Here is a 16,777-nt window from a genome sequence, read left to right on the forward strand (position 1 = left end):
TGACGAGGATGTGCTTTTAGCCGCCAAGATGTTATTGAAAAAACACATCAAAGAAGTAATCATCGAGAAGGACCCCCGAAAAATTCCCTTCCTGGTCAACAACGACAGCTACGATGTGATCCTGCTGGACATGAACTTTAGCCAGGATACCACCAGTGGAAAAGAGGGGTTTTACTGGCTGGAGCAAATTCTTGATAAAGACCCTGAGGCGGTGGTCATTCTGATCACGGCATTTGGCGATGTGGAAATGGCCGTGAGGGCACTCAAGGCCGGAGCTACCGATTTCGTATTGAAACCATGGCAAAATGAAAAGCTGTTGGCCACACTCTCCAGTGCAGCCCGACTAAAAAATAGCCGGAAAGAAGTGTCAAAGTTGAAGCAAACCAGCAAGACACTTCAGGCAGACAGTAGCAAAGCATTCAAAGATATTATTGGCGAAAGTGAAGCCATCAAAAAGGTTTTTAAGCTGATTGACAAAGTGGCCGTCACGGAAGCGAATGTTTTGATACTTGGTGAAAATGGTACCGGAAAAGAACTCATCGCGAGAGCAATCCATCAAAAATCGCTTAGAAAAGACATGCCTTTCATTGGTGTGGATATGGGAGCTATCACAGAATCACTGTTTGAGAGCGAGCTTTTTGGCCACAAAAAAGGATCGTTCACAGATGCCAAAGAAGATCGGGCAGGAAGGTTTGAAGTAGCCTCCGGAGGTACGCTTTTTCTTGATGAGATCGGGAATCTGAGTCAGCCACTACAATCAAAACTTTTGACGGCCATTCAAAACCGGAAGGTGACACGAATTGGGAGCAACCAGGAAGTACCTGTGGATATTCGGCTGATCAGTGCCACCAATATGCCTGTATATGAAATGGTGAATGAGAATACCTTCAGACAGGATTTGCTATACCGAATTAATACGGTAGAGATACAGCTGCCTCCATTGCGTGAGCGTATGGAAGATATGGAGCTCCTAGCCAACCACTTCGTGAAGATGTATGCCGGAAAGTATCGGAAAAATATTGATGGGGTGGCCCCATCTACGGTTGGTAAATTGCAGAAATACCCATGGCCGGGAAATATCCGGGAGCTTCAGCATGCGATCGAGCGTGCCATTATCATGAGTGATAATTCTCAACTGATGCCGGAGGACTTTTTCTTCCTGGCTCAAAAGCCGGAAAGCAACCTTTCACTTGAGCCGGACTCTTATAACCTGGAAGACATGGAGAAAATTGCCATACAAAAAGTGGTAAATAAGTATGAGGGGAATATCTCGAAGGCAGCCAAGGAGCTCGGGCTAACAAGGGCTTCATTGTACAGAAGATTAGAAAAACATGGTTTATAAATCATTTAGGTTTCAGTTGATCAGCAGGATGATACTGCTCCTGCTCACCATGTTTCTATTTACACATCTGTATTACTCAGAGTCGTATTTCTTTACAAAATTTCTGGTCTTCTCGCTGGTGGCCATCCAGGCCTGGTATCTCTACAATTTTTTGGAGAAATCAAACCGAGAAATCGTCCATTTCCTGGAAAGTATCCACTATGATGATTTCACCAATACATATCCGGAGCGAAATTCCGGCTCATCACGAGACCTGCTTTATCATGAGTTCAATGAAATCCTGAGAAAATTCAGGGAGATCCGCGCAGATAAAGAAGCCCAGCACCAATACTTGCGGACCATCGTGCAGCACATCGGCATTGGCATCATCACTTTTGACGCTGAAGGCGAGGTGCAGATCATGAACAATGCTGCCAAAAAACTTCTTGGTATGAAATTGATCAAGAATATCAATCAAGTGGCACGGGAGCATCCGGGACTCAAAGAATCTCTGACCGAGCTAAAAACCGGAGGCAGGGATTTGGTCAAAATCACCAAGAGCGACGATGAAGTGCAGCTGGCTGTCTATGCGATAGAACTGTCCCTGAGGGGGAAGGCTTTCAAGCTTATTTCTATTCAAAATATTCAATCAGAACTTGAAGAGAAAGAAATGGAAGCCTGGCAAAACCTGATCCGTGTGCTGACACACGAGATCATGAACTCCGTGACACCCATATCGTCCCTTGCGGCCACTGTGGAGACCGAGCTTGCCGAATTTCTGGAAAATGGCATGAATATCAATCAGATCAATGATGATACCATTGAGGATTTTCACCTTTCGGTTAAAACCATTCATAATCGAAGTGAGAGCCTGATCAAATTCGTTTCGGATTTCCGAAATATGACCCGCATCAAGCTGCCAAACCTGGCGCCAACCGGAGTGGAAGACATGATCAAGCACATCCTGATCCTGCTTAAGCCAGACATTGAAGCATCCTCCATTTCTGTTAATTGCTCAGTTAAACCCGGACTTCAAATCAACATAGATCGGGAGCAAATTGAGCAGGTAATCATCAATGTAGTGAAAAACGCCATCCAGGCACTGGCGGCAGACGAGAAAGACAACAAGTCGCTTACTATTACGGCCATGCCGATCGATGGTGGTGGGGCATTTATCTCTGTGGCCGACAATGGAACAGGTATTGAAGAGGAAGCGTTGAAGAAAATATTTATTCCCTTCTTCACCACGAAGAAAAACGGCTCTGGTATCGGGCTAAGCCTATCCAAACAGATCATGAGAAAACACGGCGGTAACATAACCGCAAAGTCCCAGATCGGCGAAGGGACTGAGTTTTTACTTAAGTTTGCTTCATAGATGGCATACATTACCGACTATATTTCATCTCACGATCCTAGGACCTTTTATGCCAAACTAAAAAAGGAAAAGGTAGGTGCCTTATATGCCTTTGGATCTGGTCTAAGATCAGAAACTCCAAATGACATAGATCTTCTGATTGAGGTAGAAAATGAAGACCCGCTTGAAAGAGGAGAATCCTTACTTAATCTTTGGGATTATTTTGAATCCTATTTCAAAAAGAAAGTGGATCTTTTAACACCAAATTCTCTTAAGAACCCCTACATTAAAGAAGAAATAGAAAAAACGAAGAAGTTGATATATGCCAAAGAACAGCAAGGCGTATTTACATGATATCAGGGAATCCATACACCGAATCAATAGATTCATAGAGGACACAGTGTCTCTGGAGGCATACGCCAATGATGATAAGACCTCCAGTGCTGTAGAAAGACAACTATCCATTCTAGGCGAAGCAGTTGTCCAATTTTCAAAAATGGACCGGCTAGAAAATGCCGAAAAAATAAAAGGATTCAGGAACAGACTTATCCATGCCTACGATAGCGTAGATCATGAAACCGTTTGGGTAATAATCAAACGTTACCTTCCCGCCCTGTTGAAAGAAGTTGATCAAAAACTCTCACGTTGAAATATATTTTCATAATACAAGGAGAAGGCAGGGGACACATGACCCAGGCGATTTCTTTGTTCCATATTTTGAAAGGAAATGGTCATGACGTCTCCCATGTGATCGTGGGGAAAAGCAAGCGACGGGAGCTTCCGCAGTTTTTTATTGATCGGATTGACAGCCCGATTGTACAGCTCGAAAGTCCCAATTTTGTCACGGACAAAAATGACCGCTCAGTCAATGTGTTTCGGACGCTAACCAGCAATCTGGGCAAGTATAAAACCTTCCTTCAAAGCATCAATCAGATTGATGAGATCGTGCAAAAAGAGCAACCGGACGCTATCATCAATTTTTATGATTTTCTTGGTGGCCTTTATTTCATGTTCAAGAAGCCCAAGGTAAGGCACATTGTGCTCGCTCACCAGTTTCTCCTCAGCCATTCTTCCTTCACTTTCCCCAAAGGAAGGATTTACGACAAGCCCTCCCTCCTCTTTGGCAACAAGCTGGCGGGATATAAGGCCGATAAGATTTTGGGCCTTTCATTTCAGAGGATGAACGATGAGCCGCAGAAAAAACTTTTTGTCGTGCCCCCGCTCCTGAGAGAGCAGGTCAAATCGCAACCAATTTCACATGGGGATCATTTCCTGGTATACATGGTCAATCATGGCTATTCGGAAGAAGTCATGAAGTTTCATCAGCAGCACCCCGAGGTACCTATCCATTGTTTTTGGGATAAAAAAGGCGAACCTGAAGAGCTGAGAATTGATGACACCCTGACCTTTCATCAGCTCGACGATGAGAAATTTATCCGGTTTATGGCCAGCTGCAGAGGCTATCTCACCACTGCCGGTTTCGAGTCAGTCTGTGAGGCCATGTATCTCGGCAAGCCGGTATTGATGGTGCCGGTAAAGGGCCACTACGAGCAGTCCTGCAATGCCGAAGACGCCAAAAAAGCCGGAGCTGGCGTATCAAGTGAATTTTTTGACTTAGAAATATTGTTGGCGTATCTTCCAAAGCACATTGATGTTGGTGACGATTTCCGGGAGTGGTGCAACACCACTTCTGAGACGTTTCTAAACCATTTAACCTATGCTGATTAAATACTCTGACAACCCGTTTAAGCAGGTGTTCGGGATTGCTTTCTACAACAGAAAGAACATTTTCCTGTTTACACTCATCTCCATCATTGCCGTATTGCAATATGAATTCGGAGAAATTTTCCTCTGGAACCCGATCATACTACCGGTGGTGCCCGTAACCATTTTGGGGGGAGCGCTGGCCATATTTCTTGGCTTTCGAAACAACAGTGCCTACGACCGATGGTGGGAAGCTCGTAAAATCTGGGGTGGCATAGTCAATGCCAGCAGGACTTTCGGCATCATGGTTTGCACGTTTTCTTCGACCAACTTCTCGAAGGGAAAAGTGAAGGGTAAGGAAATCAAAGCCTGGAGAAAAGAATCCATCCATCGGCACATCGGCTGGCTGTATGCCCTGATCATGCACCTCAGAAATCACAATCATTGGGATGAACTCGAAAAATATTTATCTGAAGAGGAGATCGAGGAAATAAAAAAAATGCACAATAAGCCGACGCAAATTCTGAGGCTGCAAAGCGAGAAGATTCAGGAGGCTTATGACAAGAACTACATTGAGGATTTCCGGCATATGGAGCTGGCCAATGTCATCAAAGAATTCTATGATCTGCAGGGCATGGCAGAGCGAATCAAAGGCACTATTTTTCCTTATTACTACAATTACTTCACCGGTGTTTTCCTGTGGCTATTCGTCATTTGCCTTCCTTTTTCGTTAGCCCCTGAGATGCATTGGGGTGCTATCCCCATGTCGCTGGCGATATCTTTTGTCTTTACCATTCTGGAAAAATCCGGAGCAATCACGGAAGACCCTTTTGAAGGAAGAGCCGCAGACACTCCTATCAATACGATCACTCGCAACATTGAAATTGACTTGCTGGAGATGATCAAGAGTGAGACGGTACCCGCCCCGGCTGAGCCTAAAATCGGTCGATTTGGAGTAAAATACCTGGATTAGGATGGCTATCATTAGCAAGAAAAAAGAGATTTTTCCGATCAGCAAGGCCCTGAGGGCTTATATCAAAAAATATGATCGGGAGATTGACCTGCCCATCTACTATGGAGACCTACTCCGCTATGACAACTCCATCCCACTCTACGATAAGTCGGGTAATGACACGCTGTGGGAGACGGTCTTTTTCCCTCAGGGAGATATGGCGCATATCAATGCTTCGCTAAAGAAAGTATATGCCATCATGAAAGCAGATGGCGATCTATCGGTGATGGATCACCTCATCATCGACCGGGTAGATCTTTGCGCCTATGGCAATACCCAGCCATTTCGGGTGCGGGTGGTAAACCAGATTAATGACAATTTTGATTACTTCTATATCAAAAATGCGGATGCTTCTCGAATTTATGGACTGGAATTGGAGCATCTCCTCTCCCCCAACAAGATCAGCTATGTGGTAAATCGGGAAACGCTGATCGAAGAACACATTGTGGGTGTGCCAGCTGAGCTGTTCATCAAAAAATACCTGGGGAGCTCTCACCTGAATGAAATCAGGTTGGCCAAAGAGTTTGTGAAATTCAACGAGCGTTGCTTCGTCCGTCTGTTGGGAGATATGCACAGCAGTAATTTTGTTGTGGACATCACGCCGGATTTTGAAGATGTGGAGTACCGGTTGCGAGCCATAGATTTTGATCAGCAATCTTATGAAGGTCGTCGGGCGATCTACTTACCACAGTATTACACACAAAACAACCCAATTATTAAAATAGGCCTGAAGCACATGACTCCTGAGACGGTGCGGCAGTACCAGCGGGAGGAGCGCTCCAATATTGCCAACAGGCTAAAAGTGGAACGAAAACGGGTGGATGATCTTCTATCAGCAATGAAAAAGGATACTATCTCTAAACCGGAGAATATTAAAAAGCTCAGCAAAGAACTGGCTGAATTTTACGAGGAAAAGGACTTTCTCCAATGCAAAAACATGGGGCAATTAGTTGAGATGAGCCTGGAAATGCTCACCCGAAAGCCTAATTTGTATAAGGATTATTAATTCAAAAAGACCCCATTTCCGGGCCGTACCTCCACATGCTCCTTGATTGTGGTGGAAAGTTCGTATCCTTTATAATTGGCATAAATTGGGAATCTGCCATGTGTCCTAAGAACCAAAACTGCAGTCTCTACCTTCTTAACTCTAAGCGTCAAAAGTTTCGTCAAACTGTAGGCCAGTGTGCGTCCGCTATTGAGGACGTCATCGCAAAGGATGACTGTTTTGTCCTTCAAATCAGAGACATCTCCATCAATGAGGATGTCTTTGTTCAAAGGGTTTTCTTTATCCAGGGATATGGTGTGACAAATCGCTTTTCCCCCGGCTATTTCAGCCAGGGTTTCATTGATCTGATCGGCCAGTTTTCTGCCACCGGAATCAACGCCCACCAGCACCACCTCCTCGTTCATGTTGTTTTCATAAATCTGGTAGGCAATCCTGCGGATGATCTGGTCTACCTTGGCCTGGGATAAAATCTGATTGTCACTCATTTTCAGGTACAGGCATTACTTTGCTGTCCTTGAAAGTAGAGAGTATTATCATGGATTGCAAGCCGTCTACCACTTCAATTTCTGACACTTTCTCCAGCATCAATTTTTGATAAGACTGAATATCGTGAGAGATGATCTTCAAGATAAAATCCCCCGATCCCGTGATGTGGTGACACTCGATCACCTCAGGAATGGCATTGATCTCGTTGATGAATGCGTCAATGTTTTTCTTGTTGTGTCCTTTCAGCGATACCTGCACGAAGGTGTGAACCCCAAGTCCAATTTTGTCAGTATCCAGCTTGGCGTGGTAGCTTTTGATGATGCCTGAAGTTTCCAGTTTTTTCACCCGCTCCAGCGTAGGCGCAGGAGACAGCCCAATATCCTTGGATAGCTGAGCATTCGTGATCTTGGCGTTTGATTGCAAAATGTCCAGAATCTTGCGATCAATTTTGTCGAGTTTAATACGCGATGATTGTATTTTCATTTGAGTTAGTGATTTTCAAAGTCACATGCCTGCCCGCAGGCAGACTTGGGTTTTAGCATGAGCCATATTCCTTTTCATTTTGAATATTTTGCACCCATGCTTAATTCATTACAGAATTTTATTCTTCACAAAATTAATACGATTAATAAAAATTCTGGTAGCCGTTTAAATAAACTACAAACCTTTAACAATTAATTGATAAAAGACCCTAACGTGGTGATTCAATTAAAGTTTGATCACTTTTCGCTTATGTGTGGTCCCCAGTAGCTCCACGACAATGTGGTAAATCCCCGGATCCAACGCACTCATTTCCACAAAGAAATTGTTTAATCCTTCCGTGGATGCATAGGTATTACTTTTCATGATCTTCCCGGCGGAATTGATCAGCGTCAGGGAAGCGGTTCCTTCCTCCGGCGCTATCACCTTGAGCCTAAACCGATCAGTTACCGGATTGGGGAAAGGATCTTCCACCCGTACATCCGGCAGAATGGTGAGGCATTTCTCATCGTTTACCGGATTGATGTCAGGGTAATTGGTATACTGAGACGATAGTTTCACACAAAAGTAGGCGGGCTCAGAGAGCACCAGAGGTATGCCCACATTCAGGCTCACAAGCTTTGTTTCATTGACATCCACAAACTCCAGAATCTGCTCGGTCACGGTGAATTCATTTTCCAATACTATCTGCGCTTCGGTGATCTCAACAGGGAGGTTGCTGAAGTTCTGTACCTCCAGGAATATTCTCCCGGTATTGTTTTCCTGCACCAGCTCAAAACTTCCGATGGCCAGGTCCACTTCGGGGATTGCGATCAGGATTTCCTGGCTGGCTGTATCGTAGCACCCGAGGCTATTTTGTGCCACCAGGCTCACGGTGTAGCTGCCAGATTCTTCAAAAAGGATCGTGCGCGTATCGGGGCTGGTGCTGATCGGAGTTCCGTCAAGGAGCCATTCATTGCCTACTTCCCCGGTTGATGTATTGGTAAATGTCAGCAAATCTCCTGGTATGCCGTAGGTTCGGGTAGCGGAAAAAGCAGCCTGTGGTGCTTCGCTGATTTCCAGTATTTCCGATGTGCTAATGATACAGCCGGAGGTGGTTTCCAGCTCCAGCTCCAGCTCATAGGTGGCATCCGGCAGGTTTTCCAGGAATAGTTGCGTGCCGTTTCCTACGTTGGCACCATCCAACATCCAGCGACGGGAAACTACCGGATCATCAGATGGCGTGGAGTTGTCAATGGCAGTGATCAGCTGGTTGTCACACTCCCCGCTGACAGAAAAGTCTACGGTAGGCAGCTGTATGATTTCAATGGTTTTGGTGATCGATTCGGAGCAGAAATTTTGGCCTGTCACCTCCAGCGTCACGTCAAAAAAACCACCGGTAGCGAAGACGTGGCTGATGTCTTGTGTGCCATAGTTCACACCATCCACAGTCCAAAGCCACGAAACGATGGGATTGCCAGAGGTGGTGGTATTGTCAGTAAACACGGACTCCTCTCCCTGGCAGCCAATGTTCACATCAAAATCCGGTACCGGCGCACTGAGCACCTCGATATCTTCGCTATAGGAAGACTCACAGCCGTTTGAGCTTTGCACATCCAACCGGATATTTTTGAGGCCTGTAGTGCCAAAGACAATCTGCGGGCTTTGATCGGTAGACACTTCCTCATCGTCCACATACCAGATCCAGGAGACAATGTCTGCATTGTCCACCGTGCTCAGATCAAAGAATTGGGTGCCGTCTGCAGATGTGCATGGGATGTCGAAATCGAAGCTGATTTGCGGGCTGTCGGATACTGCCACTTCGATGATCTGGGTATCACTGCACCCTGACCCGTCGGTGGCTGTGAGCTCTACGAAATAATTGCCGGCATCACTAAAAATATGACTTGGATTGGGGTTGGTGGACGTAAACCCGTCTGTGAAATCCCAGAAGTAAGTATTGTCGACCCCACTACTTGTATTGGTAAACTGCATAGCTTCTCCCTGACAGGCAGTGGGAGCAAAGAAATCGGCCGTAGGTCCGGGGTTGATGGTGATATTGAAGGGGATGGACGTGGCACTGCACCCTGGAATCGAGTCTGTCAATACCACGGTTTTTAATCCAGGTGTGGCGTAGGCATAGGTTGGGCTGGGGTCGGTGCTGTCTACGATTCCGTCGTTATCAAAGTCCCATTTGTACAGCATGCCGGTGTGCTGGGATTCATCGGTGGTATTGGTGAAGGTGATGTCTGTGTTGGTGCACTCTGAGCTGATGGCTGTGAACATGGGCGCGGGTGGCTCGGGATAGATGGTGATTTGCTGTTCGTAGAAATTGTCGCAGGTGCCATCATTTACATCTACACGTACGGTGTAATCTCCAGCGGAAGCATATAAATGGGACGGATTTTCATCAGATGAGGTAGGTGATCCATCTCCGAAATCCCAAGAGTAGGAAGTGAGGCCTGGGTTGGAGGAGTCAAATGTTATTGGGGAGCTTACGCACACATAGTCCGAGGTGTAGGAGATGGCGGGGGCGATTTGGGGGAGGATGGTGATGGTGTCGACATCAGAAAATGAATTTCCTTCAGAATCATAAGCTTGAAGCCATACGATACGTTCACCACTTGCATTAAAACTCACATTATTTGGATCAACCTCATCCGACCACCCCAAGCTAGAATTGCAAACATTCTCAAAAGAAATGCTATTTTGAGATGAATTCTTTAAGCCATGAAAAATGATATTTCCTTCATGATAATAAAGATCAAAATCGATTTGACCGGGCAGTGCTTCATCATAAGTTATACTGACAGGGGTAGTAGCAGTTTCTAAACTTCCAAAATCAAACATTAATGACCCAGTTGATTCACTACCCACTATTCCGAAGTACTTGCTTCCTTCTCTTATAAGCTCTATTCTAATTGAGTTTGATAGTGAGCCCAATGAATAAGTTCCTTCTAAAGAAGGAGTATTCATAAGACTACTGCCAAAGTTTAACCTAACAACATTCGTATTATCTCTACTGACAGTATGTATTAGTATATCACCATTCAACTCCTGAATATCAAAACCAGTAATCAAATTCATATTCGGTATAGTGTATGAATATATGTCTCCTGCCAAGATTTCATTATCAATTGAATTCCCATATTCAATGACAACCAATCTATTGTTGTTATAAGCAGAAAAAACTAAGTAAAGATTATTGTCTATTTCAAAAAAATCTACATGTCGCTTTCTATCAGGAAAGCCAAATGTTCCAAGTGATGATGCGTTCACTGTTCCATCAATACCATCAGGAAAATCAATTCGAATAATATTTGCGTTGTTGTTCAACGATCCTATTACTCCATACCAGTTGTCATCTATTTTTTTAATATCTAAACCTTCCGGATTAGAAAGAACACCTAAATTTCCAAGATTTTCAACATTTTCTATTGAATTTGGAGAGGAGCCGTGGGTTATTCTAAAAAGGCTATTATTACCCCTACTTATAACAAAAGAATAGAAAATGCCATTCTCCTCTACTAGTTTATAACCGTAACCAGCTGATACTCCAGAAAGAGTCTGACTTGTAATTTCGATATTACTCGACTCAATCTCTCCTATGCAAAAATCCCATGAATAGCTAGTTAATCCAGTAGAAGTATTTTCAATGTTTATAGTTTCATCGATACATGCATCATTCGGAATAGTAAAGGAGGCTTGACCAAATAGAATTTTTGCTAAAAAGATGGTAAAAAATAGAGTTATGAATTTCATTACATCTAATTCTTAACTTAAAACTACCTCAGAAAGAACTCAAATGGGCCTTTCTTAGATCAAGTCTGAAAAAATCGAGACCAATGACCGATTAAAGTGCAGCAAGGGAGCAAGAAGTAGATCAGCGATAGAATTTCCATCAAAGACTATGAAGGTGATTTTTTACAACTATAGAGATCTTTTTTGCTGCGTCACCTGCACCATAGGGGTTTTGGGCTTGTGACATTTTCCAATAAAGTCTTTTATCCTCGAGGATTTCAGAAGCAAGATCAAAAATCCCATCCGATACTCCCGCAAGAACGCTACATCCAGCCTCGATACCCTCCATTCGCTCCGTATCATTTCGCATAACTACAACTGGAATATTCAATGATGGAGCCTCTTCTTGAATTCCACCACTATCGGTTAGAATGAGCTTTGACTGCATCATAAGGTAGACTAACTCATCATACGGTAAGGGCGGTAACAAAACGATATTTTGTATTTCTTCGAGTTTGGAAAAGACCTTGTCCTTTACGTTCGGGTTCAGATGAACAGGATAAATAAATTGTAACTCGGAATATTTTCTTGCTAGCTTCTCTATTGCATCACAAATAATATCAAAACCTTCCCCAAAGCTCTCTCTTCTATGGCCCGTAATCAGAACATTACCCTTCTTCGATAAGTCTGATTTAAATTTCAAATCATAGGTTTTTGCATTTGTCTCAATGATCCTTTTCGTGAGTAAAAGACTATCAATGGTTGTGTTTCCAGTGACATGAATATTATTATAACCCTCTTTCTCTAATACTTCTCTCGCCTTCTCTGTGGGAGCAAAGTGAATATTAGCAACAGAGGAAATAATTCGCCTATTTACTTCCTCAGGGAAAGGAGAGTACTTATTGTATGTTCTCAATCCTGCCTCAACGTGAGCAATATCAATCTGGTGATAGTACCCAACCATAGCAGCCACCATAGCAGTAGTTGTATCCCCCTGTACTATAACAAGGTCGGCTGGATTTTTAGACAATTCTTTGTCTATCTCTTCGAATGCTCTGGATGTAAATAGTGATAAGGTCTGATTTTTTGTCATCAGTCCTAGATCTACCTGAGGGCTTACCCCAAAAAAATCGAATACATTTTGGAGCATTTCCTTGTGCTGACCTGTACTAACAAGTCGGATTTCAAAGTTAACTTCCTCCAAAAGCTTCTTATAAACAGGAATAAGCTTAATTGCCTCTGGCCTTGTTCCGACCAGAATAGTAATTCTAGGCATAATGTTTAATTATTTTTAAAAGGTTCTGAGCATTTAATGAAGCTGAAAATTTTTTAGGCACATCTGGTCTAATAAAGTAACTATGATTTTTTTTATCAAACTCATCAATTGCCTTTCTCAAAAAATTTGTAATTCCATCTACATCAGAATGACCGAAGCAATCACCAAACTCACCTTCCTCAAGTGTATTAGATGTTGTTCCCTGAGGGGTCGTAACTGCAAGAATTCTTTTCCTTTGAACAAAATAATCCAATAGCTTGGAAGGTAAGTACATCGCTTTATTAGCATCATCAAAATGATTATCAATCAACACCAAGATATCTGCAGATGCTTGTAATTTCTTGGACTCAAGAAATGAAATTGGTCCCAAATAACTAACACTTTGATGGTTAAATTTTCCTAGTAACTCTCTATTGTCTCGATCCGCCTCACCTGCAATAAAAAATTCAAATCTATCGAGCATTTTTTCTGGCAAACTACTGATTGCCTTAAAAATTGGCTCAGGATTTCTATTGCCCACAATACCACCTGTATATACTAATTTTAGCTTTTCATTTCTCAATTGACTTTCATTTAGCGACAAATCAGCATCATCATATACATTTGGCAAAAAGTGGATCCTCTCCTTGTATTCAGGGTATCTAACACGATAGTTCGTTGCAGTCAACTCAGAGGTAAACACAATAGCACTTGCGTGTTTGATTAATCTGAGTTCCCATTCTTCCATTTTTCGTTGATAACTTAAACTGTGCCTATGCAATGGAGATAATGTCCATGGATCTGAAAAATGAATAATCAGAGGTTTGTTGAAATGGATACTGGCCCAATAACCTGCAATTAAAGAGCTTATTGGATATGATCGCGCATAAACCACATCAGGGGATTGGATCTTGCTATTCTTTAAAAATCTCCTGATACCCCAGGAAAAAGTGAATTTTGTATCAGGGAATTGCTCTATGCCAATTTTTCGAAGTAGGAAATTCAGATAACGATTCTCCGTTATTTTTTTTTTAAAAACACCAGAGTTTCTGACGCTAAAGGAATTCATTGACATATCAACAGGCATATTGATAACCGGATCACATGCCGTCAACACTTGAATATCAAGTTCCTCCGTGTTACTCAGGTACTTAAGGTATTTTGCTGTTTGAATGCATTCCGGATCCTTCTTTGGGGGAAAGGCGATGCTTACAAGGAGCAGTTTAATTCTATGTTTCACTAATTAGCTTAATTATTCCTTCTACAGACAACCAATCTGAATTTGAACCAGAATCATATTGAGAGATAGGTGCTTTCTGACCTTTGTAATTATTCAAGTAGTCTGCCATTCCCCTTATCCCAAGCTCAGGAACAATGATGTAATAATCCCTCGCTTTAATGGTCTGCTTCGCCTCAAACTCAGACACTAGTACCTCATGCATTTTTTCTGCCACACGTGGGCCAATGATTTTCTTTTCACAATCTGGGCATACGGCTTCTGCTACATCCCCTACTTTATAGGAAGGAGCTATCGGAACAATAATTTCCCCGCCCAGGCTCCTTTCGATGGCAAACTGGATCAGCGCAATGCCTTCCTCCATGGTAATGCTGAATCGGGTCATTTCCGGATGCGTGATGGGCAACTCTCCCGAATCTTTCAGTTTCATAAAGAGAGGAATGACTGACCCCTTTGATCCAAACACATTGGCATACCGAACAACTGCAAAGCTGGTGTTCTGTCCATGCTGCGCATTGGCCGTGATAAACAATCGCTCCAGCAATAGCTTGGTGCCTCCATACACATTAATGGGGAGTGCTGCTTTGTCGGTGGACAATGCCACTACCTTTTTCACCCCATTAAAAACACAAGCGTCGATCAGGTTTTGACTGCCCAGCACGTTGGTTTTAATAGCTTCCATGGGATGCTCTTCGGCCATTGGCATATGCTTCATGGCTGCACTGTGAATGACCACATCCATCCCTCGGCATACCTCGAATACCTTATCCCTGTCACGGATGTCACCTATGACAAACTGAACCTTATCTCCCCATGCTAAAAATTCGCGCTTCTGCACATAGTGCTTTTGTTCATCCCTGGAAAAAAGTACCAGCTTATTCAATCTGTAGTTTTCAAGAATGTGTCTGGCATAGGCCTTTCCAAATGATCCGGTACCCCCTGTGATCAATACGTTTTTTCCTTCCAATGTCATTTTGTTAGCTCTTGAATTGCCTCTTTAAATATACCATTCAACTTTTGAAAGCCACGGTACTCCAACCCCACTTCCCTGCAATGCTTCCTCAATTCATCCCGATCCGACTCCAAAAAATGCCGAACCTCTGGAGCGGCCTTTTTAACGAATTCCTCCTGAAAATCATCCACCACCACTCCTACATTTTTCTCCAAAGCATATAAGTAATCCTCTGAAACTCCCCTGGTAATCAGAAATGGAAGTCCGGCACATAAATACTCCCCGACCTTGATATTCGAAATAAACTTTTTGGATGGGCCAGGAGGAACAGAAATCACAGCAAAATCAGCTGCTGAATAATATTGATGAATATCTGCATAATCCGAATGGCGTATGGTGTAGGCCGAGCTATCAACCCGAGCCACTTCAAACAACCGGATCACCTCCTCATCGGTATGCGGAGTGACAATGAGGAAATGAAGGTTGGGGATTTCCTCTCTGAGCCACCCAAACATGAATGCAGCCTCTTCCCGGTAATACAGATCACCAAATTTGCCGGGATAAAAAAGCAGAAAGTCATTCTCTGAAAGTCCCAATCCTTGCCTTACCAGCCCCCTGTCCTTTGGATCAAAAATGAATTTATGGTCATTGGCCACTGTTGGAATTTTAAAAAATGGTGTGCTGAATTTCCATTCCTCACGAATCCTCCTTTCCATAAATCGGGTACCTGACGCAACCACCGCGGCTTTTGCAGCAGCTTTTCGTTCCAGGTAGTGGCTCATCTTGTATTGAAAGCTATTTTCTGCCCACATCTTGTTATCAATGGCATACTCGGAGTGCGGCTCGAACTGATACAGAAAATAACGATTTCTTAAAATGAGCCAATACAAATACAGGAAAGTTCCAGCCACAGAAGCCAGGGATAGGGCATGCTTGTAGCCCTTTATACGAAGGCTCAAAACCGCAAAGAAACCCTGGATGATGTCTTTGGCTTTGGCTTTTAAGCCAGTGCCCGGATTCCATTTGAGCTTTTTCCATTTTAGCCCCTGATTCATCCATCCCTCCACCAGGACCTGCTGCTCCTTGGTGAGTGGAAATTCCGGATTTTCATAGGTGACCAGGCAAAAATCGACTGATCTGTTTGGGTCTTTCAGGTAGTCTTTGATGTACAACCAAAAGTTGGATTGGATCAACGGATCGAATAACCGATTGTAGAGAAAAATGACAACCTTCTTACGCTTCATGGATGCTCTGGAAGTTCAAGCTGGCAAACTTGCTAATAACTTTTCAATTCGATCGATTTGTTTGTCATAAGTATGCTCGAGCGCATAATTTTTTCGTTTATCTGCTAATTCTTTCGATGAACACACTTCAAGATTGCTGATCACATACTCAAAAATGGAAGGCCATTCAGCATTTTTTTTACTCATGTACATCAGGTCCTTGCCTTCATACTCCTGTGTGAAAGTCGCCACAATGGGCTTACCGGAGTAGAGGTACTCAAGAACTTTATGAGAATTTGATTGATCTAAGTGATATTTCTCCTGATAACTAATCATTAAAATATCCGCCCTTGAAATAACTGAATGAATAGCACTGGCTGGTATGTAATTGTGAAAAAATACATTTGATAGCTTTGAAATATTGAGCTTACTATCATGGGTGGAATTCTTCACCAAATCAAAATTGTCTCCATTTGATCCAATGAAAATAAAGTCAACTTCAGAATGGGCAATAGCAGTTCTATACAGGTTTTCCCAATCCAAATAGCTCATTGCCAAGTTGCCGAGATACAAAGCTTTAATGTCATTTAGTCCAGGTGTCACAAAGTTGAAATCATAATCTGAAACCACATTTAGCCCATGTCCTACTTTAAATGATAAAGGATTATGCAATTTCAGTCTTTCTACAATTGGTGAGATAACTCCAAAGCATATATTGGCACTTTGGGCTGCCGATTTAGTTTTAAAATTCTGATTTAAATCAACTATATGTGAGATTTTTAGTACGCCGAATGGTAGAGCATCAAACCGATAAAAAACAGAATTATCAAACGACCAAATAATGTCAAAACTTGCTTTGGCAATTGATCCCAATCGATAAAACACCTTCCTGGTGATCCATCTTGATAAGAACGAAGGATAGTATCTCATCCCCCTTGGAAAGCCCCTATAGGAAATAATAGATAGTCCTTTCTGATCAGACTTAACAATCGAAGTTGCTTTATCAGGGGGATTCAAAAAAAACACA

Annotated in this window: 15 protein-coding genes; 7 read left to right on the forward strand and 8 right to left on the reverse strand. The window is 43.0% G+C overall.

The window, feature by feature from the left end; translation table 11 throughout:
• The first annotated feature begins 28 nt into the window (after window positions 1–28).
• The 7 genes from RLN88_RS10020 to RLN88_RS10050 are packed head-to-tail and all read left to right on the forward strand — an operon-like array spanning window position 29 to window position 6,397.
• Window positions 29–1,342: a sigma-54-dependent transcriptional regulator gene (locus RLN88_RS10020; RefSeq protein ID WP_502880104.1), complete on the forward strand. Its 1,314-nt coding sequence runs from the start codon at window positions 29–31 to the stop codon at window positions 1,340–1,342.
• Entirely contained in the window at window positions 1,332–2,696 is a 1,365-nt protein-coding gene (locus RLN88_RS10025) for a sensor histidine kinase (RefSeq protein ID WP_350221258.1), read from the forward strand. The genes RLN88_RS10020 and RLN88_RS10025 overlap by 11 nt, the downstream gene beginning before the upstream one ends.
• Window positions 2,697–3,029, forward strand: a complete 333-nt coding sequence (locus tag RLN88_RS10030; protein ID WP_350221259.1) for a nucleotidyltransferase family protein — start codon at window positions 2,697–2,699, stop codon at window positions 3,027–3,029.
• Window positions 2,998–3,324: a HepT-like ribonuclease domain-containing protein gene (locus RLN88_RS10035; protein WP_350221260.1), complete on the forward strand. Its 327-nt coding sequence runs from the start codon at window positions 2,998–3,000 to the stop codon at window positions 3,322–3,324. Before RLN88_RS10030 ends, RLN88_RS10035 begins: the two co-directional genes overlap by 32 nt.
• Window positions 3,321–4,403: a glycosyltransferase family protein gene (locus RLN88_RS10040; protein WP_350221261.1), complete on the forward strand. Its 1,083-nt coding sequence runs from the start codon at window positions 3,321–3,323 to the stop codon at window positions 4,401–4,403. Before RLN88_RS10035 ends, RLN88_RS10040 begins: the two co-directional genes overlap by 4 nt.
• Window positions 4,393–5,352, forward strand: a complete 960-nt coding sequence (locus RLN88_RS10045; RefSeq protein ID WP_350221262.1) for a bestrophin family protein — start codon at window positions 4,393–4,395, stop codon at window positions 5,350–5,352. Before RLN88_RS10040 ends, RLN88_RS10045 begins: the two co-directional genes overlap by 11 nt.
• A gap of 1 nt (window position 5,353) precedes the next feature.
• Window positions 5,354–6,397 carry a hypothetical protein gene (locus RLN88_RS10050; RefSeq protein WP_350221263.1) on the forward strand — a complete coding sequence of 348 codons (1,044 nt, stop codon included), beginning with the start codon at window positions 5,354–5,356 and terminating at the stop codon, window positions 6,395–6,397.
• On the opposite strand, the gene RLN88_RS10055 is transcribed toward RLN88_RS10050, so the two are convergent.
• The 8 genes from RLN88_RS10055 to RLN88_RS10090 all read right to left on the reverse strand — a co-directional run bounded on the left by RLN88_RS10055 (window position 6,394) and on the right by RLN88_RS10090 (window position 16,623).
• Entirely contained in the window at window positions 6,394–6,882 is a 489-nt protein-coding gene (locus RLN88_RS10055; RefSeq protein ID WP_350221264.1) for a phosphoribosyltransferase family protein, read from the reverse strand. The genes RLN88_RS10050 and RLN88_RS10055 overlap by 4 nt on opposite strands.
• Window positions 6,875–7,366, reverse strand: a complete 492-nt coding sequence (locus RLN88_RS10060; protein ID WP_350221265.1) for an Lrp/AsnC family transcriptional regulator — start codon at window positions 7,364–7,366, stop codon at window positions 6,875–6,877. Before RLN88_RS10060 ends, RLN88_RS10055 begins: the two co-directional genes overlap by 8 nt.
• A gap of 225 nt (window positions 7,367–7,591) precedes the next feature.
• A complete protein-coding gene (locus RLN88_RS10065; protein WP_350221266.1) occupies window positions 7,592–11,104 on the reverse strand; it encodes a T9SS type A sorting domain-containing protein in 3,513 nt (1,170 codons plus the stop codon).
• A 139-nt stretch (window positions 11,105–11,243) separates the two neighbouring features.
• Complete coding sequence (wecB, locus tag RLN88_RS10070; protein ID WP_350221267.1) at window positions 11,244–12,359, reverse strand: non-hydrolyzing UDP-N-acetylglucosamine 2-epimerase; 1,116 nt, start codon at window positions 12,357–12,359, stop codon at window positions 11,244–11,246.
• Entirely contained in the window at window positions 12,352–13,578 is a 1,227-nt protein-coding gene (locus RLN88_RS10075; protein ID WP_350221268.1) for a glycosyltransferase, read from the reverse strand. The genes wecB and RLN88_RS10075 overlap by 8 nt, the downstream gene beginning before the upstream one ends.
• Window positions 13,568–14,548, reverse strand: a complete 981-nt coding sequence (locus RLN88_RS10080) for a polysaccharide biosynthesis protein (protein WP_350221269.1) — start codon at window positions 14,546–14,548, stop codon at window positions 13,568–13,570. The genes RLN88_RS10075 and RLN88_RS10080 overlap by 11 nt, the downstream gene beginning before the upstream one ends.
• Window positions 14,545–15,771 carry a glycosyltransferase family protein gene (locus RLN88_RS10085; protein ID WP_350221270.1) on the reverse strand — a complete coding sequence of 409 codons (1,227 nt, stop codon included), beginning with the start codon at window positions 15,769–15,771 and terminating at the stop codon, window positions 14,545–14,547. The genes RLN88_RS10080 and RLN88_RS10085 overlap by 4 nt, the downstream gene beginning before the upstream one ends.
• A 15-nt stretch (window positions 15,772–15,786) precedes the next feature.
• On the reverse strand, window positions 15,787–16,623 hold the full coding sequence (locus RLN88_RS10090; RefSeq protein WP_350221271.1) for a glycosyltransferase family protein: 837 nt from the start codon (window positions 16,621–16,623) through the stop codon (window positions 15,787–15,789).
• Window positions 16,624–16,777: the final 154 nt, after the last annotated feature.

This window comes from Ekhidna sp. (genome assembly GCF_040223195.1).
Taxonomy (GTDB): domain Bacteria; phylum Bacteroidota; class Bacteroidia; order Cytophagales; family Cyclobacteriaceae; genus Ekhidna.

Excerpts from the sequence above, each read along its gene's own strand:
- wecB (WP_350221267.1), bottom strand. The coding sequence starts at position 12,359 with ATGCCTAGAATTACTATTCTGGTCGGAACAAGGCCAGAGGCAATTAAG.
- RLN88_RS10045 (WP_350221262.1), top strand. The coding sequence starts at position 4,393 with ATGCTGATTAAATACTCTGACAACCCGTTTAAGCAGGTGTTCGGGATT.
- RLN88_RS10030 (WP_350221259.1), top strand. The coding sequence starts at position 2,697 with ATGGCATACATTACCGACTATATTTCATCTCACGATCCTAGGACCTTT.
- RLN88_RS10025 (WP_350221258.1), top strand. The coding sequence starts at position 1,332 with ATGGTTTATAAATCATTTAGGTTTCAGTTGATCAGCAGGATGATACTG.
- RLN88_RS10035 (WP_350221260.1), top strand. The coding sequence starts at position 2,998 with ATGCCAAAGAACAGCAAGGCGTATTTACATGATATCAGGGAATCCATA.
- RLN88_RS10085 (WP_350221270.1), bottom strand. The coding sequence starts at position 15,771 with ATGAAGCGTAAGAAGGTTGTCATTTTTCTCTACAATCGGTTATTCGAT.
- RLN88_RS10080 (WP_350221269.1), bottom strand. The coding sequence starts at position 14,548 with ATGACATTGGAAGGAAAAAACGTATTGATCACAGGGGGTACCGGATCA.
- RLN88_RS10020 (WP_502880104.1), top strand. The coding sequence starts at position 29 with ATGTTATTGAAAAAACACATCAAAGAAGTAATCATCGAGAAGGACCCC.
- RLN88_RS10055 (WP_350221264.1), bottom strand. The coding sequence starts at position 6,882 with ATGAGTGACAATCAGATTTTATCCCAGGCCAAGGTAGACCAGATCATC.
- RLN88_RS10065 (WP_350221266.1), bottom strand. The coding sequence starts at position 11,104 with ATGAAATTCATAACTCTATTTTTTACCATCTTTTTAGCAAAAATTCTA.
- RLN88_RS10060 (WP_350221265.1), bottom strand. The coding sequence starts at position 7,366 with ATGAAAATACAATCATCGCGTATTAAACTCGACAAAATTGATCGCAAG.
- RLN88_RS10050 (WP_350221263.1), top strand. The coding sequence starts at position 5,354 with ATGGCTATCATTAGCAAGAAAAAAGAGATTTTTCCGATCAGCAAGGCC.